This is a genomic window from Neisseria sicca, from assembly GCF_003044565.1.
Classification (GTDB): domain Bacteria; phylum Pseudomonadota; class Gammaproteobacteria; order Burkholderiales; family Neisseriaceae; genus Neisseria; species Neisseria sicca_A.
The window spans coordinates 575482-595631 of sequence record NZ_POXG01000001.1 but is presented as its reverse complement, the minus strand read 5'-3'; the positions used below and the strand labels follow the sequence as shown (position 1 = coordinate 595631).

The 20150-nt window shown below is 52.4% G+C and carries 30 protein-coding genes and 1 pseudogene; 30 read left to right on the top strand and 1 reads right to left on the bottom strand.

Going from position 1 to position 20150, the window contains the following annotated elements; translation table 11 throughout:
• The first annotated feature begins 27 nt into the window (after nt 1-27).
• The 25 genes and pseudogenes from DBZ16_RS03235 (at nt 28) to DBZ16_RS03120 (ending at nt 14566) form a co-directional block, all read left to right on the top strand.
• Nucleotides 28-903, top strand: a complete 876-nt coding sequence (locus tag DBZ16_RS03235) for a hypothetical protein (protein WP_107812900.1) — start codon at nt 28-30, stop codon at nt 901-903.
• A pseudogene (locus DBZ16_RS03230) lies at nt 896-2662 on the top strand (transposase). Before DBZ16_RS03235 ends, DBZ16_RS03230 begins: the two are co-directional and overlap by 8 nt.
• Before the next feature lie 42 nt (nt 2663-2704).
• Nucleotides 2705-3850, top strand: coding sequence for an ExeA family protein (locus tag DBZ16_RS03225; RefSeq protein WP_107812899.1), 1146 nt, complete (start codon nt 2705-2707; stop codon nt 3848-3850).
• Between the two features lies 1 nt (nt 3851).
• Nucleotides 3852-4085: a hypothetical protein gene (locus tag DBZ16_RS03220; protein WP_049351482.1), complete on the top strand. Its 234-nt coding sequence runs from the start codon at nt 3852-3854 to the stop codon at nt 4083-4085.
• Between the two features lie 10 nt (nt 4086-4095).
• Nucleotides 4096-4236 carry a hypothetical protein gene (locus DBZ16_RS14740; protein WP_159070291.1) on the top strand — a complete coding sequence of 47 codons (141 nt, stop codon included), beginning with the start codon at nt 4096-4098 and terminating at the stop codon, nt 4234-4236.
• A gap of 169 nt (nt 4237-4405) precedes the next feature.
• Nucleotides 4406-4600, top strand: a complete 195-nt coding sequence (locus DBZ16_RS03215; protein ID WP_070539340.1) for a hypothetical protein — start codon at nt 4406-4408, stop codon at nt 4598-4600.
• Nucleotides 4597-4884, top strand: a complete 288-nt coding sequence (locus tag DBZ16_RS03210) for a hypothetical protein (RefSeq protein WP_070870264.1) — start codon at nt 4597-4599, stop codon at nt 4882-4884. Before DBZ16_RS03215 ends, DBZ16_RS03210 begins: the two co-directional genes overlap by 4 nt.
• Complete coding sequence (locus DBZ16_RS03205; protein ID WP_107812898.1) at nt 4881-5381, top strand: hypothetical protein; 501 nt, start codon at nt 4881-4883, stop codon at nt 5379-5381. Before DBZ16_RS03210 ends, DBZ16_RS03205 begins: the two co-directional genes overlap by 4 nt.
• A complete protein-coding gene (locus DBZ16_RS03200; protein ID WP_107812897.1) occupies nt 5365-5820 on the top strand; it encodes a hypothetical protein in 456 nt (151 codons plus the stop codon). Before DBZ16_RS03205 ends, DBZ16_RS03200 begins: the two co-directional genes overlap by 17 nt.
• Nucleotides 5821-5824: 4 nt before the next feature.
• The gene (locus DBZ16_RS03195; protein WP_234402979.1) at nt 5825-5986 is read left to right on the top strand and encodes a hypothetical protein; all 162 of its coding nucleotides are present in this window, start codon (nt 5825-5827) and stop codon (nt 5984-5986) included.
• Nucleotides 5987-6011: 25 nt separating this feature from the next.
• Nucleotides 6012-6623, top strand: coding sequence for a DUF3164 family protein (locus DBZ16_RS03190; protein ID WP_070870261.1), 612 nt, complete (start codon nt 6012-6014; stop codon nt 6621-6623).
• Between the two features lie 2 nt (nt 6624-6625).
• Nucleotides 6626-6823: a hypothetical protein gene (locus DBZ16_RS03185; protein WP_070870260.1), complete on the top strand. Its 198-nt coding sequence runs from the start codon at nt 6626-6628 to the stop codon at nt 6821-6823.
• Between the two features lie 15 nt (nt 6824-6838).
• A complete protein-coding gene (locus DBZ16_RS03180) occupies nt 6839-7147 on the top strand; it encodes an HU family DNA-binding protein (RefSeq protein WP_159070298.1) in 309 nt (102 codons plus the stop codon).
• Nucleotides 7148-7316: 169 nt separating this feature from the next.
• On the top strand, nt 7317-7793 hold the full coding sequence (locus tag DBZ16_RS03175; protein WP_070870345.1) for a gp16 family protein: 477 nt from the start codon (nt 7317-7319) through the stop codon (nt 7791-7793).
• On the top strand, nt 7771-8112 hold the full coding sequence (locus DBZ16_RS03170) for a Mor transcription activator family protein (RefSeq protein WP_205836768.1): 342 nt from the start codon (nt 7771-7773) through the stop codon (nt 8110-8112). The genes DBZ16_RS03175 and DBZ16_RS03170 overlap by 23 nt, the downstream gene beginning before the upstream one ends.
• A gap of 214 nt (nt 8113-8326) precedes the next feature.
• Complete coding sequence (locus DBZ16_RS03165) at nt 8327-9451, top strand: 2-oxoacid:acceptor oxidoreductase (RefSeq protein WP_107812896.1); 1125 nt, start codon at nt 8327-8329, stop codon at nt 9449-9451.
• Nucleotides 9452-9509: 58 nt separating this feature from the next.
• The gene (locus DBZ16_RS03160) at nt 9510-10448 is read left to right on the top strand and encodes a major capsid protein (protein ID WP_107812895.1); all 939 of its coding nucleotides are present in this window, start codon (nt 9510-9512) and stop codon (nt 10446-10448) included.
• Between the two features lie 48 nt (nt 10449-10496).
• Entirely contained in the window at nt 10497-10835 is a 339-nt protein-coding gene (locus DBZ16_RS03155; protein ID WP_039405103.1) for a capsid cement protein, read from the top strand.
• Between the two features lie 2 nt (nt 10836-10837).
• Nucleotides 10838-11119 carry a hypothetical protein gene (locus DBZ16_RS03150; protein ID WP_107812894.1) on the top strand — a complete coding sequence of 94 codons (282 nt, stop codon included), beginning with the start codon at nt 10838-10840 and terminating at the stop codon, nt 11117-11119.
• Between the two features lie 3 nt (nt 11120-11122).
• Nucleotides 11123-11548 (top strand): gp436 family protein, encoded by a 426-nt coding sequence (locus DBZ16_RS03145; RefSeq protein ID WP_107812893.1) that lies wholly within the window; start codon nt 11123-11125, stop codon nt 11546-11548.
• Nucleotides 11548-12045 (top strand): Gp37 family protein, encoded by a 498-nt coding sequence (locus DBZ16_RS03140; protein ID WP_107812892.1) that lies wholly within the window; start codon nt 11548-11550, stop codon nt 12043-12045. Before DBZ16_RS03145 ends, DBZ16_RS03140 begins: the two co-directional genes overlap by 1 nt.
• Before the next feature lie 11 nt (nt 12046-12056).
• The gene (locus DBZ16_RS03135) at nt 12057-13451 is read left to right on the top strand and encodes a phage tail sheath family protein (RefSeq protein ID WP_107812891.1); all 1395 of its coding nucleotides are present in this window, start codon (nt 12057-12059) and stop codon (nt 13449-13451) included.
• Nucleotides 13452-13473: 22 nt separating this feature from the next.
• Nucleotides 13474-13989 (top strand): phage major tail tube protein, encoded by a 516-nt coding sequence (locus DBZ16_RS03130; RefSeq protein WP_107812890.1) that lies wholly within the window; start codon nt 13474-13476, stop codon nt 13987-13989.
• A 105-nt stretch (nt 13990-14094) separates the two neighbouring features.
• The gene (locus DBZ16_RS03125; RefSeq protein WP_107812889.1) at nt 14095-14388 is read left to right on the top strand and encodes a phage tail assembly protein; all 294 of its coding nucleotides are present in this window, start codon (nt 14095-14097) and stop codon (nt 14386-14388) included.
• A gap of 34 nt (nt 14389-14422) precedes the next feature.
• A complete protein-coding gene (locus DBZ16_RS03120) occupies nt 14423-14566 on the top strand; it encodes a GpE family phage tail protein (protein ID WP_042508297.1) in 144 nt (47 codons plus the stop codon).
• Here the strand turns inward: DBZ16_RS03120 and DBZ16_RS03115 are convergent.
• Nucleotides 14563-14916 carry a trehalose-6-phosphate synthase gene (locus DBZ16_RS03115; RefSeq protein WP_107812888.1) on the bottom strand — a complete coding sequence of 118 codons (354 nt, stop codon included), beginning with the start codon at nt 14914-14916 and terminating at the stop codon, nt 14563-14565. The two genes, DBZ16_RS03120 and DBZ16_RS03115, sit on opposite strands and share 4 nt — an antisense overlap.
• Before the next feature lie 93 nt (nt 14917-15009).
• Between DBZ16_RS03115 and DBZ16_RS03110 the strand changes: the two genes are divergently transcribed.
• From DBZ16_RS03110 to DBZ16_RS03090, 5 genes are read left to right on the top strand one after another with little or no spacing between them, the layout of a single operon-like run.
• Entirely contained in the window at nt 15010-17322 is a 2313-nt protein-coding gene (locus DBZ16_RS03110) for a phage tail tape measure protein (RefSeq protein WP_240600181.1), read from the top strand.
• Nucleotides 17322-18218, top strand: a complete 897-nt coding sequence (locus tag DBZ16_RS03105; protein ID WP_107812886.1) for a phage tail protein — start codon at nt 17322-17324, stop codon at nt 18216-18218. The genes DBZ16_RS03110 and DBZ16_RS03105 overlap by 1 nt, the downstream gene beginning before the upstream one ends.
• Nucleotides 18215-18436 carry a tail protein X gene (locus DBZ16_RS03100; RefSeq protein ID WP_070870247.1) on the top strand — a complete coding sequence of 74 codons (222 nt, stop codon included), beginning with the start codon at nt 18215-18217 and terminating at the stop codon, nt 18434-18436. The genes DBZ16_RS03105 and DBZ16_RS03100 overlap by 4 nt, the downstream gene beginning before the upstream one ends.
• Complete coding sequence (locus DBZ16_RS03095; RefSeq protein WP_070870343.1) at nt 18424-19521, top strand: phage late control D family protein; 1098 nt, start codon at nt 18424-18426, stop codon at nt 19519-19521. Before DBZ16_RS03100 ends, DBZ16_RS03095 begins: the two co-directional genes overlap by 13 nt.
• Nucleotides 19508-20119: a phage baseplate assembly protein V gene (locus DBZ16_RS03090; protein WP_070870246.1), complete on the top strand. Its 612-nt coding sequence runs from the start codon at nt 19508-19510 to the stop codon at nt 20117-20119. The genes DBZ16_RS03095 and DBZ16_RS03090 overlap by 14 nt, the downstream gene beginning before the upstream one ends.
• The last annotated feature ends 31 nt before the right edge of the window (nt 20120-20150 follow it).

Below are 20150 nucleotides of genomic sequence, written 5' to 3'. Positions count from 1 at the left end.
CGTCGTCGCATTTGAGGAGCAAAAGAAATGGCAACAGAAATTTTAGGACATACGGTCGGCGCAACGGCAAACGAACTGGCTATCCACAGCATGGAGGTTATGGACAAGTTTTCGAGCGGCGAGGCCTACAACGAGACGGTATGGATTGAGCGAGGACGATTCGCGGTACGCCAAACAATGGAAGGGATGTTTGAGCTGGGGCGCGCGCTGATCATCATCAAAGAGCATACGCCGCATGGGCGTTTTGCCGAAATCGCTGAAAAAGAATTCGGCCTCGGACGGCGGGAATCTCAAAGATTGATGAATGCCACCCTCCGATTTATCGACCCGAAAATGAAACAGGTGCAGCATAAGCTGATGACGTTGGGCAAATCCAAACTGCTCGAGCTGCTGGTTGAAGACGACGACACTTTGTTGGAGCTTGCCGAAGGCGGTGAGGTCAACGGCAACACTTTTGACGATGTTGACCGTATGACGGTCAAGGAGCTGCGCGTCGCCCTGCGCGAAAGCCGCGAAACGGCGGAAGCGAAAGATAAGGTAATTGCCGATAAAAATAAAAAGGTCGATGAGCTGGCAGAAAAGCTGTCGAAAAAGCAGACGGGTGTCAAAGAGCCTAAACCTGCGGATGTGGGCATCGAGCTGACGATGCAGCTTGGCAGCTTGGAAGTCGGTATCCGCTCGCAAATCAGCCGATTGCGCGAGATGTTCGAACAGATGGCGGCTCACGGCGAGGCGCATGGATTTGACCACCGCGCGAAGATGGTCGGCACGCTCAATCAAATTATTTTGGACTGCGAGCAACTGCGCGAAAGCTATGCTCTACCGACCGAAGCACCGACAGACAATGTGCCGGAATGGTTGGGCGGTGAAACGGGAGAAGGCGATGAATCCGGCAATGATTGAGCGTCTTAAGGCAGTCGAGAATCAGGCGGAAGCAATGGGACGCGGCGCACGCTCTGCATATCTTAAGCAGCAGGCGCAGGAATTGGGCATCAGCCTTGCCACGCTATACCGCAAGCTGGAGGCGGTCAGCGTCAAGCCGACGCGCAAACGGCGTAGCGATGCGGGCAAGACGGAGCTGAAGCCGGAAGAAGCCAAATTGATTTCGGCGGTTTTGGTGGAGGCGATGAGGCGCAACGGCAAGCGGTTGATGTCAGTGCGGCAGGCGGTGGAAATGCTGCGCGCCAACGGAAAAATCGAGGCGGCGCGGATTGATGAGGAAACCGGGGAAGTCATCCCCCTTTCTGAAAACACTATTACCCGAGCTTTACGAGAGTACAAGCTGCATCCCGACCAACTGCTCCAACCCGACCCGGTCAGTCGGATGAAATCAGAACATCCGAACCATTGTTGGCAAATCGACCCGAGTTTGTGCGTTTTGTATTACCTACCACGTCAGGGTAAGGATACGGGGCTGCGGGTGATGAAGGAAGAGGAGTTTTATAAAAACAAGCCGAAAAACGTCGTCAAAATCGAAAACGACCGCGTCTGGCGGTACACGGGGACAGACCATGCCTCCGGCACGATTGCGGTGCGTTATTACTTCGGCGGCGAGACCAGCGCGAACCTCTGCGACTTTTTCATCTACATGATGCAGCAAAAGGCAGACCCGTTAAAAGACCCGTTTCGCGGCGTACCGCGCATGGTCATGCTTGACCCGGGCAGCGCGAATACTTCGGCAGCGTTTAAAAATTTGTGCAAGTCGTTGGATGTGCATGTGCAAATCAACAAGCCGGGCAATCCGCGTGCCAAAGGGCAAGTAGAAAAAGCTAACGATATTGTCGAAACGGCATTTGAGAGCGGGTTGCGCTTTACCGAGGTGCACGACATCGACCAGCTCAATGCTTTATCGGAACGGTGGATGCGTTACTACAACGGTACGCAAAAGCACAGCCGCCACGGCATGACCCGCTATCAGGCGTGGAACAAAATCAAACCCGAGCAGCTCATCCTGCCGCCGCCTGCAGATTATTGCCGAGAGCTTGCCATCAGCGCGCCGAAAGAGGCGAAAGTCTCGGCGGATTTGGAAATCCGCTTCGGCGGACGGGTATATAGCGTGAAAGGCATCAAGGGGATTTTGGTCGGTTAGAAGGTTTTGGTCGGTAAGAACCCTTGGGAGGTAAACGGGGCGCGGGTCGCCACTTATGACGCGGAGGGTAACGAGGTTTGGGTATCCGTACCCGAAGTAGTTTTTGACGAGATGGGCTTCAGGGCTGACGCCGCGGTCATCGGGGCGGAATACAAAGCCCCTGCCGATACGGACGCGCAGCATCATCGAAAAGAGCTGGACAAGCTGGCGATGGGTGCGGAAACGCTGGAGGCGGCAGCCGCCAAACGCAAAGACAAAGCAGTCCCATTCGGCGGCGAAATCGACCCGTACAAACATCAGGAAGATACGCTCGCCGCGCGAAATACGCTCTTTATGCCCAAACAGGGACAGCAGATGGCGTACAACCGGATGGAAGTCTCTGAGCAGGTATTGAGCAAGGTCGAAATCGCCAAACGCTTAAAACCCCGCGTCGAGGCAGACGGCGGCGACTGGAAACAGGCGATGGCGGTCATCCTCAAACACTACTCGGAAGGCGTGGTCGAGAGCAAATTGGACGAGGTTTACGACAGGCTCAAGACGATGGGTCGTCTGAAACTGCATAAAACCGGTTAGGCAAATGCGACGACGTCGTCGCATTTGAAAAAAAGGGAAAGCATGAAACAGACCTTTAAGCAAATCGGCAAATCCTATGCCGCCGCGGCAGCCGAAATCGGATGCAGCAAGCCGATGCTGGTGGCGGTAGTCAATCACGGGCAATGGCCGAAAAAAAACGCAGCCGAGCTGCGAAGGAAATTGAAACAATTTTTTGAAACGAATGGTGCGGAAATCCCAGCGAGCCTGAGAAACGAGCCGGAAGCCGCACCTGCCCAAGCAACTTACGAAGACAAGGACAATGAGATGTTACTACGAAAAGCAACTTTAAACCAAGCGGCAAAACAACATTTTAGCTTATTCCGCGACCCGTTTAACGACGAAATCCAGTCTGCAGACGATGTGTATATGACGCCGGATGTGCGCTATGTGCGCGAGGCGATGTTCCAGACGGCCTGCCACGGCGGTTTTGTGGCAGTGGTCGGTGAAAGCGGCGCGGGTAAATCCACACTGCGCGAAGACCTGCAAGACCGTATCAACCGCGAAGGCCGACAAATCATCCTGATCGAGCCTTATGTCTTGGCGATGGAGGACAACGACCAAAAAGGCAAAACGCTTAAGGCGGTACATATTGCCGAAGCCATTTTGGAGGCGGTTGCGCCTGGAACCAGCCCGAAACGCAGCCCGGAAGCACGTTTCCGCCAAATCCACCGCGCTTTGTCGGAAAGCGTGAAAGCAGGCAACAAACACCTGCTCTTAATCGAAGAGGCGCACGGTCTACCGCTGCCGACCCTGAAACATCTGAAACGCTTTTTTGAGCTGAAAAACGGGTTTGAACGCCTGCTCGGGATTGTCTTAATCGGTCAGACGGAGTTGGCGCAAAAACTCAGCGAAAACAATCCTGCGGTGCGCGAGGTGGTGCAACGCTGCGAAGTGGTTACGCTCTTGCCGCTGACCGACGGCAAGCTCGAAGGCTATCTCAAGCACAAATTTGACCGCGTCAATGCGGATATGGCAAAGATTTTAGACCAGAGTGCGATTGATGCAGTTGCCGAGCGTCTGACAGTCAAAAGCCGCACGAGCAAGGGATTAGAAACCAACAGCCTACTCTATCCGCTGGCGGTCAACAACTTGGTGGCGGCAGCGATGAATCAGGCGGCGGAGCTTGGTTTTGAGATGGTTGACGGCGATGTGGTACGGGGGGTGTGAGATGGATAACAAATTCGGAAAATTTATTGACCCCAATCACTTGCTGCTCCCACTTAGAAAACAGGTAGCTACCGGGAAAGTCGGCAGCATGGAATACACGATGGAAATCTCTGTGGGATGTGAGCCGATGGTCGTCAGTAAAGCTACTGGGAAGCGGTTTGTATTGACTTGGCAGGACATAGTGGAGTTAGCCGTTCTGGCCGGAATCAACGAATCGGAAGAGTCTGAAAAATAAAGGGGAAATCATGAAAAAAGATGAAATCGAATTTGCCATTGTAATTGTGCTGCTGTCCATCGTCGTGACCATACAGGCAATGCTGACCGAACCTTGCCGCCAAAAACAGCCTATGCAGATCAACGTCTATGACAGGGGGCAGTACAAATGAGGGGTTTATGGATATTAACCGTCATGTTGGCCTCCTGCCAGCCGGTCGCGGCAACGGCAGAACAAAGGGATGCTCTGGAAGCTGATAAAAACTGGGAAGCAGTTTATGGCGGAATGAGCGAGACAGACAAAATAACAGGCGTGGTTTTGGAACCCGCGGGAGCAGAAAAATGAACAGGGATTACAGCAAAATAAAAGTATCAGTTTGGCGGGAGAAAGGCGGTCATCTTGCCGCCGAGCTGACAACGGTATCGGGTCAGTTTGTGATGATGTATGTGTCGTCTCAACTATCGGATGAAGTTGAGGATGTGGTTCAGACGGCATTGCGGTGCTTGAGCCGTAAGGATTTGGAGGCGGCGCGATGACAATTTATCTAAATATCGCCCGCGACGGCATTATCAAGATTACTCAGGATGCTGCTTTGGGTAACCAAGAAGGCGATACAGATTACCTGAGTAAAGAGCTGAATGAGGGCTGTACGCTTGAAGAAGTTTATGCGGTTGTCGCCGCAAATACATCTTGGAAAAACGGGTTGTTTTATTACCCTCCGGTGGATGTAGAAGATGGTGATCGGGCATGTGATGCAGCTATTGATTTTTCCGACTTGGTTTACTGCAGCCTTAAAAGTCTGATGGAGGCGAGAACATGAAAGTACGCTGCCCTACCTGCGGTGCGGTGATGAGCTTGGATGTATTAATCGCCCATGACGATGCCCGCGAAGCCCTGATTGCCCTGACCGGCATTTCAGACGACCTTTTTAAGGCGGTATTGCGGTATCTGACGCTTTTTCGCCCCGCAGAAAAGGATTTAAGTTTTAACCGGGTTTCAAAGCTTGTCGGCGAGATTGCGCCGATGATACGGGACGGCAAGATTGTCCGTAACCGAAAAACGTACCCGGCCCCGCGCGAGGCTTGGATTTGGGCGGCAACACGATGCCTTGAAGCACGGGATGCGGGAAAGCTGACGCCGCCGCTGACCAGCCACGGTTATTTGTTGGAAAACATTACGTTTTGGTCGCCTGAAAAGACGGCGGGAACGGCGGTTTTGCACTCTCCCCAACCCTCTCCCGCGGGAGAGGTGGCAAGCACCAAATTGAGGAGCGGGTTGGGCGATTTGATGGAGTGGTCAAATGGAGGCGAAGAATAACTGGCTTAAAAAAGCAATCGCGCAGGGTTTTATGATGCTCGCCGCCCTAAACCTCAAAGGCCGCCCTGCCTCGGCGGATTTGACGGCAGTCGCCGAACTTTGGTTGGGCATACTGAGCGGCCGGTCGTGGCAACCGGAACAGGACGGAATCAGGATACAGGCAGCCTTTAGGGCTATCGCGGCATCCTCGTCAGAGTGGCCAAACCCTGCCGACCTTATCAAACACCTGCCGCCGCCCGAAATCAGGATGGTGCCGAAATTGGAAAAGAAGCACCGTCCGACCGAATACGGCAAGGCGCAGGCCGCCAAACTCAAACAGACACTCAGCCTGCTGGAAAGCTCTCCTTGCATGAACAGGGATTGGATACACGGGCCACGCCACCGGTCGGTGGATGAGTGTAAAAGGATTAATGCCGCAAGGCAGAAGGGAAATAAATAGCCAAATGAGTACGTTTTTTGACAATCAGGAATCCGACTTAATAAACGAATTTCTGACGGAATACTGGGAAGAGTTTGAAAAATTTGCCGCCAACAACGGATTTGATGACGATTTATTAAAGCAAATATCAATGGAATTGGAAGGACGTAGGAAGCATTATGAGTAATGGGATGAATGAGAAAGGAAAGGCTATGAACGATTTGGACATGAGTCAATACCGCAAGGACGCGCGCGGTGCGCTGGTGCCAGTATCCGCCATCAAGGAAATCGACCTTTTACGCGACGATTTGGTGCGTGAGTTGGTTGCCAAAGTGCTGCCTGTGAAGACAGAGCTGGCAACACTCAAACGTGAAGCAATGGCTGAAGCTAACGCCTTTATCGATATGAGTGTGGAACAGTATGGTGTGAAGCGCAGTGTCAAAGGCAATACTACTCTGCACAGCTTTGACGGCAAATACAGAATTCTAATTGCCAATCATGACGTGCTGCAGTTCGACGAGCGCATCCAAGCCGCTAAAGCTTTGATTGACGAGTGTCTCGACGACTACACCAAAGACGCGAACGTGAATCTGAAAGCGATTGTACAGAAGGCGTTTAACGTCAATGCCGAAGGCAAAATCAATGTCAAACGCGTATTGGAGTTGCGTACCCTCAAAATCGAAGACGAAAAATGGCAGCACGCCATGCAAGCTCTTTCCGACAGCCTGCACGTCCAAACCAGCCGCGAATATATCCGCTTTTACGAACGCAACGACGAAACGGACGAGTATGAACTGATTAATTTGGATTTTGCGAAGGTGTGAACATGGCGACGGTAAATATCCTCATCAGCGATCAGTCGGGCGGCCTGTTTGTCAAGCTGACTTCGGACGAACCGATGCCGAAGGATGACGAAGACGGTGGCAGCATCGCCCAAAGTGCAGGCCTTTTGTGTCTGGCCATCCTTAACCGAGAAATTCGACAGGTAACCGGCAAAGAGCTGGAGTTAGTCAATATCCAATAAACCGCGCGGCACGGTCTGCCGTATTTAAATCTAAATAGGAGTCAAAAAGTGAATAAATCCGAATTAATCCAAGCCATCGCCGATGAGGCGGAATTGAACAAACGCGATGCGGCAGAATTTGTCGATGCGTTTATCAGCGTGGTAACGCAGACGCTGAAGGACGGCAAAGACGTTACGTTGGTCGGCTTCGGCTCGTTCCACACCGCCCAATCTGCCGAGCGCAAAGGCCGCAACCCGAAAACGGGCGAACCGCTGACCATCGCGGCACGAAAAACGCCTAAATTCCGTGCAGGCAAGGCGTTGAAAGAAGCGGTGAACCGTTAAAGCCGCTGATGTTTAAAAGGTCGTCTGAAGAGATTCAGGCGACCTTTTTTGCGTCCTTTCGTTTTAGTTGCACTGCGCAAAAATCCCGAATAGAATATCATTATTTATTGATTTTCTTGAAAAAAGTGAAACGTTGTTTCACTTTTTTGAGGTTCTTAGGGGGCTGGAAATGGAAACCCGTGCTCAGAAAAAACAGCGGTTGATACGGCTCATCCATGTGGCCAAAACCCAGTTGATGATGGACGATGGCGAATACCGCGCGCTGCTCGCCAACCTGTCATGCGGCAAGACGAGCAGTACCAAGTTATCGGTCGAGGAGTTGGAGCTTGCCGTACGGGCGATGAAGATGCGGGGTTTTGTGGTTACCACAAAAGCGCAGGCGACATCAAGCAAGCCTGATTTGCCGGTGCATATGCCAAACCGCATGATGGAGGCGCAGGTCAAAAAGATACGCGCGCTTTGGTTGGAGCTGCACCATTTGGGCGCAGTGCGAAGCCCGTCTGAATTGAGCCTGGCTCGATTTGTCAAACGCATGACGGGCATAGATTATCATGGATGGTTAGGGACTGATGACGCGATACGGGTCATCGAGCATTTGAAGAAGTGGAAAGTGAGGGTGGAAAATGGCGGACAACAGAGTGCCTGAGCTGGTGGCGGACTTGGAAGACCAGGCGGTCGCCTGCTTGATGTCGGTATTGCCGATGGAGCGGCAGCAGGCGGTCGAGGTATCTAAAAAGCTGTCTCATCATCTGACCAGCAACTGGGGCGGGCAGTTGATTTATTTCCCCAAAAACCTTTTGGGCAGGGTATCCGAGCGCGACCTGAAGATTTATAAGGAGTTTAACGGCAAGAATCATGTGGAGCTTGCCCGCAAATATGATTTGACCGTTCAGCACATCTACCGCATCGTCAAGGAGGTCGGGATGGCGGAGCGGGCAAAAAATCAGGGAGATTTGTTTGTGTGATTACCCGATTTATTCAAGATAGCGGTCAGGATTTGTCCTGACCGCTTTTTTAGCGCATTTGTCGGCTTGGATAAGGGTTTGCCTATCCCAATGGTAAAACGCGCTAAAAACGCGATTTTAACGCCTTTTTGAACAATCATTCTTTAAGCCGCATTAAAAGCGGTTTCAGACGGCCTTTGCCACAATAGCCTCATTCATCCGATGAGGCTTTTTTATGTCTTACGAAATTTTCCGTGCAGGGACGCGTACCGATGCAAACGGCAATACGGTAACGATTACCGAGGCCGACCTTGCTGCCGCTGCCCAAGCATATGACCCGAAGGTGCATGAGGCTCCTATTGTGGTCGGGCATCCCAAGGCAGATGCGCCCGCCTACGGCTGGGTCAAGTCGCTTGGTGTGCAAAACGGCGTGCTGACGGCGGACTTTGCCCAAGTTGATGAAGGCTTTGCGGATTTGGTTAAAGCCGGACGATATAAAAAAGTGTCGGCAAGTTTTTACCCGCCAACCAGCCCGAACAATCCTAAACCGGGTGTTTGGACGCTACGCCATGTCGGCTTTTTGGGCGCGCAACCGCCCGCAGTCAAGGGTTTGTCCGCCATCAGTTTTGCCGAGGGCGAAGTTTATGTCGAGTTTGCCGAAGACGCACACCTTCAGACAGCCTCGTTATTAAGCCGTTTCAGAGACTGGTTTATCGGCCGTTTCGGTCTGGAAGAAGCCGATAAAGTGCTGCCTGACTGGCAAATTGAGGCAATTAAAGAATTGGCTGCCGTGCCTCAAACCCATGCGCCTGCCGAATTTACCGAATCACCCCCACCCCCAGAAAACCATGAAAACAAGGAGACCCCTATGTCGCTGGAACAAGAGCTTGCAGCCGAAAAGGCCGCCCGCGAAGCTGCCGAGAAGAAGGCCGCCGAATCGCAAGCGGAATTGAAAAAGCTGCAAGACGAGCAGCATACCGCCCTGCGCGATGGTGCGCATGAGCAGAATGCCGAATTTGCTGAAAGCTTGGTTAAAGAAGGTCGTCTGAAACCTGCCGACAAGGATTTGGTCGTCAAGGTTTTGGATTTTGCCGAATACCCTGACGACGTAACTGCCGACTTCGGCGAAGGCAGTAAGAAGCAGCCTTTGTCTGCTGCGCTGCGTGCGTTTTTTACTGCCGTGCTGCCCAAGCAGATTCAGGGCGGCGAGATGGCTAAAGGTGAAACGCCGTCGGGATTGGCGGCAGACTTTGCCGAAGCGTCGGACCCGGAAGCCTTGAGCCATCACCAACGTGCATTGGCATTGGCGGCGAAGGAAGGTATCCCTTACGAAGAGGCTGCCCGCCGTACTATTGCTTAAATCATCAACCCGTCAAATGCGACGATGTCGTCGCATTTGACCTAAAAAAGGATAAAACATGAGTGCATCTCATTTGCGCGGCCTGCGCGGCCAGCTTGATCCGGTTTTGACCAATCTCGCACTGGGCTACAAGCAGGCGGATTTTATTGCCGAGAAAATCTTCCCGGTGGTGTTTACTGAAAAAGAAGGCGTTCGTGTGCCGGTGTTCGGCAAGGGTTCGTTTGTCGAGTATCAGACCGAACGTGCGGTCGGTGCGGCATCGAATGTGATTACGCTGGACTCGCCAAGCTTTATGCCGGTCGTGTTGGAAGAGCATGATTTGGCCGCCGGTGTGGATTACCGCGAACAAGCAGAATCCATATACGACGAGCGCGCCAAGGCAACACGCCGTGCGGTCAAGGGCGTACAGCTGCGTCAGGAAATCGAAACTGCCGCCCTCCTGCAAAACAAATCGGCTTATCAGTCCGGTTTCAGCAAAGACTTGGCCGCCACCCAAAAATGGAGCGATAAAAACTCTGATCCGTTGGCAGACATCGAAACCGCCCGCGAAACGGTGCGTGCCGGCTGCGGTGTACGCCCGTCGGTGCTGGTGGTCGGTGCAAGCGTGTTGGCGGCATTGAAACGCCACGAGAAGCTCATCGGTGCGCTGGGTGCAAACGAACGCAAGTCCCTGCTCACGGTCGAGCAGCTGAAAAATCTGCTGGAGCTGGACGACATCATCGTCGGCGAGGCGGTATCTACGCCTGCCGCCAATAAGGCCACCCAAGATATTTGGGGCAAATTCGCCAGCCTGATTGTGCGTCCGCATACGGCTTCCGGCGGCAATGACGAGGGTGAGCCGAGCTTCGGTTATACCTTCCGCCGTCGCGGTATGCCGGTAGTCGACCGCTACGAAGAAGTCGGCGGCAAGGTGGAATACGCGCGCTATACCGACATCCGCAAAGCGGCGGTGGTCGGCGGTGCATGCGGTTTCCTGTTCGAAAACGCGGTTGCTTGATAAGTAAAAGGTCGTCTGAAAGGCTTCAGACGACCTGTGGAGAGAAAAATGGCACAAACGAAACAAGTGGTCTTGGTAACCACGGTCAAAACATCAGGCAAGGTGGTCAAAAACCGCTTTGTGGATTTCGCAGGCAAACAGGCAGCCGCCGGTGTGAAAGTGCTGGGTACTGCTACTTTGGATGCGGATGCGGGCGAAATGTTGGCTGTCGATGTATTGGGCATTGCCTTGGTCGAGGCAGGCGGCACGATTGCCGTCGGCGATGAAGTGGCAGCCGATGCACAAGGCGCGGCAGTCAAAGCGGCAGGTAATGCCAAGATTGCCGGTACGGCGCGCTCTGCGGCAACGGCGGCGGGCGAAGTCATCCAAGTATTTTTGAAAGGCTGATCATGGCTAAAGTTTATATCGCAAACACTCCGTTGATTTTGGAAAACACCCAAGGCAACCAATTTCGCGTCGAAGCTGGCGAAGCGGTCGAATTAACGCCGGAACAGTACGAATCAGTCGCGGCACACGTTACCCCGACACTGACAACCGGCGAAGAACTGGATGCGCAACAAAATGACACCCCACCGTCCGAAGATACGCCGTCAGATGATGCAGGTACTGCGGGCGAAGTTGAAAAGCCGAAACGCGGTAAAAAACCGGCAGCAGCCGAAGAGGCGGAGTAAGCCATGTATATCGGCGCGGATGATTTGACGGCTGCGATGGGCAAAATGGAGTTGGTGCAACTGACCAACGACAATGCGCGCGGGACGGAACCCGACGCTCAGGTCATTGATGCGGCAGTGCGTTATGCCTGCGATTTGGTGGACGGATACCTGCGTGGCAGATATGTGCTGCCTTTGGCGGAAACGCCGACGGTGTTGCAGCCTTTATGCATCAACATTGCCCGCCATTTTTTGCACAGCCGCCGAATCAACCGCGCCGACTTTCCGAAACCGCTGGAAACCGCCTACAACACGACGATTAAAACACTTGAGTCTATCCGCGACGGCAAAATCCATATCGGTATCGCCACATTGGACAAGCTGTCGCAACCTGAGCCGGGCGCATATCACGTCCGAGTGCGCGACAAAATGGATTTGGGAGGCTACTGATGAGCGCGACACGTCCGATTATTGATGCGGTAGTAGAGCATTTGCAGGCCGCTATCCCGTGGGTCAACGTTGAGGCTTTCCCCGAGCGTCCGTCCGAATACCAATTTATCCATCCCGTCGGGGCAATCTTGGTCGGCTACGGCGGCAGCAAATTTGGCGAAATCGAGCAGCTCGGTCGTATTGCGCAGCAGCGCGATGTCAGGCTGATGCTGACCATCTTTGGCAGCAGCCTTAATGCGGATGACGGCACTTTGGCCATCTTGGATGAGACACGTCTTGCTATGGTTGGTTTCGCACCGCCGAACTGCCAGCCCTGCCACCTTATCAGCGAGGAGTTTTTGGCCGAGGATGCGGGTGCATGGCAGTATCAGCTGGTTTTGCAGACCGAAACCCAGCAGGTCGAAGTCTGCCGCAAAGAAAAACGCCCGCTTTTCATCGCTGCCCACTACCGCCGCCCCGACCAAGACCTCAACCCCAATTTAAAACCTAAAAAATAGGAGTATCCATAATGGCAGCAGCCTACCATCACGGCACGGAGACCATCCGCATCGACGGCGGCTCCAATCCCGTCTATACCGTTGACGGCGCAATTACCGCCATAATCGGCACTGCGCCGGTCGGAGCGGTCAATGAGCTGACGGTATGTCAAACGAAGAAAGACTTTGGCCAATTCGGCGGTGAGCTGACCGCTCAAGGCTTTACCCTGCCGGATGCCGCACACATTTGGACGCGCTACGGCAGCGGTGTCGCCTATGTCGTCAATGTTTGCGACCCAGCCAAACATAAGACAAGCGTCAGCAACGAAGTATTGACGGTTGATCCTGACACCTTGACGGCCAAAACTGCCAAGCCTGCTCTGCAAAGCGGCTACACACTGACGGACGGCGGCAATACGCTGACCGAAAACACGCACTACACCATCAACACCCTGACAGGTGAGATTACCTACAAAACCAAACCTAACTCGCCCAAAATCAGTTATACCTATACCGACCCGACCAAGGTTCAGGCTGCCGACATCATTGGTGCTTACGTTGCCGCTACAGGCAAACGGACCGGATTAGAGCTGCTGACGGAAGGATTCAACCGCCAAGGCGCGGACGCCAAAATCATTATTGCGCCTGATTTTGATCGCCATGCCAATGTGCGCGCGGCGATGGAAGTCATTGCGGGCAAGCTGAAGGCCATTGCTTATGTGGCTGCTCCGCAAGGTACGAGCCTGAGCAAAGCTCTCGAAGGTCGTGGTCCGTTGGGTACGATTAATTTTCAGACATCGTCCGACCGCTGCCAGCTCTTTTATCCATATGTCGTCGGTTTGCTCGGTCTTGAAAACCTTGCCACCCACGCCGCAGGTCTGCGAATGAAAACCGATGTGGAACAGGGCTACTGGTTCAGCATCTCCAACCGCGAGCTCTTGGGCGTAACGGGTGTGGAAATCGGTCTGACCGCCCGTGCGGACGATCCACAGTCCGAAACCAACCGTCTGAATGAAAAAGGTATTACGACTGTATTCAACAGCTATGGTACGGGCTATCGTATGTGGGGCAACCGCCTTGCCTGCTTCCCGACTACATCGCATATTAAAAATTTCGAAGTGGCACAACGCACCGGCGACATTATTGACGAGTCTATCCGTCGTGCTGAGCTGCAATATGTCGACAAACCGATTGATGATGCGTTAATCGACAGTTTGATTGAGACGGTTCGTACTTATTTGGGTACGCTGCCCTCCATCGTGGGTTTCTCGGTTGGTTTGGACTATGACTACGACCTTCCGGATGCGTTCAGTAAGGGCCAAGTTCCGATTGTTTACGACTACACGCCTAAACTGCCAGCCGAGCGTCTGACCAATGCCAGCGTGATGACCCGCAAGTATCTTGTCAATCTGGTATCGGCTAACTAAGGTCGTCTGAAAAGGAAGAAATATGTCTGCAATCAATGCAATCTACAATGCCAACATCTATATCGACGGTAACAGCCTTTTGGGTAATGCTTCCGAGTTTAAGCTGCCTGAGTTTGAGTTTGGTCAGGACGACCATACCGGTCTGGGTATGGTCGGTACCATCAAACTGCCAAACGGCGTTGAGGCACTGGAAGGCGAAGTTACTTGGAACAGCTTTTATCCCGAGGTGGCGAAAAAGGCATCCAACCCATTCAAGGCCGTGCAACTGATGGTACGCGGTAACCTGCAAACCTTTAATGCAGCAGGTTTGGCGGAAGAAGTTCCTATTGTTACCACGGTAACAGCGATGTTTTCAAAAAACGCTTTAGGTGGCTACAAGCCGAAGGAAAAGGCGGAATTCAGCTCAACCTACCAGGCAACAGAAGTCCGCCAAGTCGTCGGTGGTCGCGAAGTGCTGTACTACAACGCTTTCAAAAACATCTACCGCGTGGACGGTCAGGACGTTTTGAACCAAATGCGTAAAAACATTGGTGCTTAATCTTTAAATCGGATTAAAAGCCGTTTCAGACGACCTTTGACACAATCACCGTATCTTTACCGATACGGTGATTTTTTATTTTTATAAACGTTTTGGAGATGGAAAATGAATGAAGCCAAGCAGTTGCAAGAAGATTTGGGTGTAAATACCGTTGTGAAACTGAAATATCCGGTCAGACTGGCGACGGGTCAGATGTTGGATCAGGTAACCGTCCGCCGTCTGTGTGTGGGTGATTTGCGCGCCGTCTCGCATCTAACGAATGAGGCGGAGCAGGAGCTGGCCCTGTTTGCCCGCATGACAGGCATGATTCCAGAAGACCTGGATTGTTTGGACTTGGTGGACTGGAAACAGTTGCAGGAAACGTTTCGCCGATTCACGGAATCCGACCAAGACAAATAGTCCACCTCTTTCAAAGTCTGAAGCGCAGCGGCAGTTGCTGTCTGCCGCTGCTGATTTGGCATGGTGGTTCGGTTGGAGCGTAGATGAGGTTTATACGCTGCCGCTGGACGAATTTGAAGACTGGCAGAAAGAAGCAACCCGCCAAATGAAGGCGGGTTATCGAAGAGGCGGGATTTAGAATTTCAGAGCCGTGCCGTTCGCGGTGCGGCTTTTGATTTTGTCTTTAATAAATATTGTTGCAGCCGATAAACCTCCAACCAGCACTCCGACAATAAATGTCGGAATGAATCCGACAAGCAACCAAGCTATTGCCCCTAAAAAACATGCCAGCAGCAGAACGGGCAACATGACGGCAAGGTCGGCAGGCGTATTAGTTATAACAGCCCAAGCAATGCCCAGCATATAAATGGCAAACAGACCTTTTGCCGCCAGGTCGCTGACGCGGTCAAACACAGTTTCATATTTGCTGTTGATATACATGGCCATCCCTTTCTTTTCTTGAACAAATTCTAAATTGCAGGCAGTCATATGGCAAGCGGTTTTTCTTTAGGCATTACCATCGGCGCATCGGTCGGTGGTGCAGTTGCCGGTATCAAATCAGTCAAGTCGTCTTTGGACGTTTTGGATAAAACAGTCAAAGGTCTGGCGGCACGGCAAAGCCTGCTTGGCGAAACGTTGCAAAATCCTCTACGGATGAGCCGCAAACGTGTTGGCGAACTTAGACGAGAATATGACCAGCTTGGTCAGACTATCGCCAAAATTAACCGCAAACGCAGCCTCGTTGCTGATTTGCAGCAGCAGAAACAGGCTCATTACGACCGCCGCCGCGCGATCAAAGACGAATTTTGGGGAGCAGCCGGAGCTGTGGCGGTGGTGGCATTCCCGGTGAAACTGGCCGTCGAATTTGAATCGGCAATGGCAGATGTCAAAAAGGTCGTTGATTTTGATACGCCCAAGCAGTTTAAGGAAATGGAACAGGACATTTTGCGCCTGACACGCACTATCCCTATGGCAGGGACAGAGCTGGCAAAAATCACTGCATCAGGCGGTCAGCTGGGCGTGGCGCGCAAAGACTTGCCTAAATTCACAGAGACCATCGCCAAGATGTCGGTAGCGTTCGATATGGCTGCCGATCAGGCAGGTGACAGCATGGCAAAACTTGCCAATGTCTATCAGATACCAATCGACCAAATCGGCAAACTGGGCGATGCAGTCAATCATTTGTCCAACTCAAGCCCTGCCAAGGCGGGCGATATTATTAATACGCTCGGTCGAGTGGGTGGCGTTGCCAAACAATTTGGATTGACCGAAATTCAGACGACCTCTTTATCCAATGCGTTTATCAGCCTAGGCAAAACGCCTGAAATCGCCGGTACGGCAATTAACGGTATTTTGACCAAATTGATGACTGCGGATAAGCAAGGAGCGAAATTCCAAAAAGCCCTGAAAAATATGGGGATGGAATCAAAAGATTTGAAGAAAGCCATCAAGGAAAACGGCGAGCAGGCGTTGATGGACTTTTTGAAACAGGTCGGAAAACTGCCTAAAGAAAACCAAATGGGCGCACTGGTTGATTTGTTCGGCCTGGAATATGCCGATGATGTCGCGGTATTGGTTAGCGGGTTGGAGACCTATAAGAAATCAATCAATGAACTCAAAAAAACCTCAAAAGACGGTAAACCTGCGTTTATCGGCAGTATGGATAAAGAGTTTGCCGCCAGGTCTGCCACGACAGCAAACAACTGGCAAATCTTTAAAAATAGTTTGACGGAAATCGGTATCACAGCGGGCAGTGTATTGTTGCCCGCGCTCAATCAGCTGATGACGACCATCCGCCCGATTATAAACAGTTTTGCAGATTGGGCATCAAAAAATCCCGAAGTTGTATCCGCACTCGTGCATCTTGCGGCAGGGTTTGCGGCGTTGAAGGTCGGTGGGCTAATGTTCCGTTTTGTAGGGAATGAGTTGTCCGGGTTGATGGTGTCGTTCAGGCTTGCAAAAGCCTTGCTCGGCGTTGACTGGCTTGCCACTGTTATCAGGTTTAAATCATGCATTGGTGCGCTGGCCCGTATTTTCGGTGTAGTAAAAACGGCGGCAACACTGTTAGGTAGTGGTCTGATGAGTCTGGGTAGGTTTTTATTAATGTCGCCTATTGGCATTGCTTTAGCACTTCTTGGTGTTGCCGCTTATATGCTTTATAAAAACTGGGATGGTGTAGTCGGTGGTGCAAAAGCATTGTGGCAAGATTTAAGTAATTTCATCAGCGGCGTAGTTAATTCCATAGCCTCTTTTTTCGGTGCATGTTGGGAACGCATCAAGGCATTTTTCAATAGCGGCATAGGCAATATCTCAGCGCAGATTATCAACTGGTCGCCGTTAGGGTTGTTTTATCAGTCGTTTGCCTCTGTTATGTCTTGGTTCGGCGTACAGTTGCCGTCCAGCTTTACCCAGTTTGGTGCCAATATCATCCAGGGGCTGTGGAACGGTCTCAAATCAAAAATTGAATCGGTCAAAACTTGGTTTGCACAACAGGCCGCATCTCTCAAGCAAACTTTTGCCGGTGTAATGGGCATTCATTCGCCCAGCCGTGTTTTCCGCCGTTTCGGTGGATGGATGATGGAGGGGCTGCAAATAGGTTTAGACAAAGGCGCGTCACGCCCAATCACTTCGGTGGCCAATACGGCTGGTCGTCTGAAAAGCGGGTTTGCAAACCATATGGGACAAATGGCGGCGCGGATATCATCTGGCCGCGCTGCATTTGCGGATGCACGCAGCTCTCAGTCAACGGGTGGGATGACCATCAATTACAACCCGACCATCAATGCGCCGGGCGGTAATCCTCAGCAGATTGAGGCTGCGCTGCAGATGGGTTTGCGTGAATTTGAAGCAATGTTCCGCCGTATGATGGAAGACAAAGCACGGAGGGCTTATTGATGTATGCGATGTTAGGTGATGTGCGCTTTGAGCTTTTAAACAGTTTTACTTCGCTGGAGATGGAACATGCAGCGAACTTCGCCAAACATGAGGTCTTAAAAGGCCGACCGCGGCTGCAGGCCTTGCAAAACGAACTGACGACGCTGCGTTTTTCTCTCAAGTTGCATTGGCGGCTGGGCAATCCTGATACGGCTTATAAGGGTCTGCTGTCGGCTTTGGAAGCGCAGCAGGCGGTGTCTTTGGTTTACGGCAGCGGTCGTTTTGTCGGATGGTTTGTGCTTGAGCGGTTGACGGAGCGCACGTTGATTCAGGACGCGCAAGGCCGGACGGCGGCGCGGGAATTGGATGTAGAGTTGACCCAGTTTGTCGGCGATCCGAATAATCCGCTCCCGACTCCTGCCGTCAAGTCGGGCGGTCAAAATCCGCTCCTATCCTTATTGCCGGAGAGCGTGCAGGCAAAAGCGGGCAAATTGGTTTCAGCGGTGGAAAAAGGTGTGAAAATTTACCGTGCCGCTGAAGCGGGTATCAGCGATATGCAGAATCTGATACAGGCTGCCAAAAATCTGAAAAACGACCCGTCAGGGGCATTAAACCTGTTAGGGGACGCACTCAATATTGGCGGCAGCACTTTAGGACGGCTCAATGCCTTGCCGGAGGTAACAGCGGTTTTCGGCGACATAAAAGGCGCGGCTGAATTTGCATTGCAGGCCGGGCAAGCGGCCAACAGGCTGGGCGGTGCCGTCGGTGCATTGCGTGCCGGGTATGAGAGCGGCTCCATCGGCGGCTGGCTGACTGCTGTCGGGGAAGGTGTTGCCGAGGCATCTGATGCGATGGCAAACGGCTCTGCCGCTGCCCAGGCTTTGACCGGCTGGTTGGCGGCAAGAAAGGATAAATGATGAGTGCGGTAATACGCTACACCACCCAAGACGGCGACCGCTGGGATTTGATTGCGCACAAGCATTACGGCAATGCGCTGTTGATTGACGGCCTGATTGCGGCCAATCCTCACTTGCCGTTGGCGGAGGAGTTTACGGGCGGCCTAACGGTCTTTGTCCCTGTCCTCGAAACTAAGCCGAAAAACAACCAAGAGGAGCTACCGTGGTGGATGCGTTAGGTGCGTTTTTAAAATCAAAAGGCCTTGACGGCGGAGGCAGCACTCATCCGGTTACCATGCCCGATTTTGTCCTGTCTTACGAAGACAAGGATATAACGGCAGATGTCGCGCCTTATCTGATTTCGTTTAGCTATACCGATTATCTTGAGGGGCAGTCGGACGAATTGCAGGTTGAGTTTGAGGATGCGGACGGACGCTGGCTGCGTCATTGGTATCCCGAACAGGGTGATGCTTTGTCTTTGAGCCTGGGCGACCAATTTACCGGGCTGTTGTCTTTTGGCAAATTTGAGATTGCCGAGATTGAGTACAACCATCCGCCGTCGACGGTCAGCCTGAAGGCCCTATCGACCGGGATTACCAAGTCTAGCCGCACTTTGCGCGGTAAGGCGTATGAAAACACGACTCTGGCCGCCATTGTCCGTCAGGTGGCAGGCCGTTTGAAGCTGGAGGTAACGGGTACGGTCAAAAACATCCCCATCAAACGTGTTACGCAGTACCAAGAGCGCGACATCGAGTTTTTGGCACGTTTGGCGCAGGAGTACGGCCACAGCTTTAAAATCGTCGGCAACAAACTGGTATTTGCCGATAATACCGAACTAAAACAGCGTCCTGCCGTTGCCGTATTGCTGCCCGAGGACATCATCCGTATCCGCCTGCGCGATTTGATTAAGGGGGTTCCGTCTAAAGTAGATGTCAAAGGCTACGACCCTAAATCCAAACAGACCGTGTCGGCGAGCCGCAGCAGCAAATCAAGACGCGGCAAAGCCAAACACGGCAGTACGGGCGATACATTACGTATCGTGCCTAATAAGGGGGAGAGTACCGCCCAATTAAATGCCAGGGCAGATGCCAAATTGGCAGATGCGCAGGACGACCAATGTGCGGGTACCGTTACACTGGTTGGCAATGCGCTGTTGGTGGCAGGTCAAATGGTACGGCTTAAAGGATTTGGCAAGTTCTCAGGTAAATATCTGGTCAAGCAATCAAGACATGATTTCACGCGCCACGGCGGATGGACGACCGAATTGGAGATCAAAATGACGGAGTATGTCGCAGACGAGGAGGAAAACAATGAACACTCATGATTTTACGGCAACGATGCAATTTGGCATTGTATCGGCGATTGATGCGGCGGCGCACAGCTTGCGGGTAAAAATTCCCGTACTCGACGACATGGTAACCGACTGGCTACCTATGGCGACCCCTGCGGCGGGCGGTAACCGGTTTTACAGCCTCCCCGATGTGGGCGAACTGGTTGTCTGCCTGCTGGATGTGCGGGGTGAGACCGGCTGCGTTATCGGCGCGATTTACAATGCCTCAGATAAGCCACCGGTATCCGACCAAAACAAATGGGTCAAACGGTTTACCAATGGCACGGTCATCTCACATGACCGCAGTAGCGGCGAAGTAGTCGTTGAGACGCCGGGTAAAGTCCGAATAAAAGCGGCGAAAAAAGTAGACATCCAATCACCGGAGACAGAAATCACGGGCAATGCGACGGTAAAAGGGCTGTTGACTTATACCGCAGGTTTGACGGCCAGTAATGCCGGCGGAGGTGAGGCGGCGAATATTAAGGGTAAAGTCATCATTGAAGGCGAACTTATCGTCAACGGCATCAATATCGGCAAGCACATCCATGACGGCGATTCAGGCGGACAAACCGGCGAGCCGAAAAATCATTAAACCGCATTAAAAGGCGTTTCAGACGGCCTTC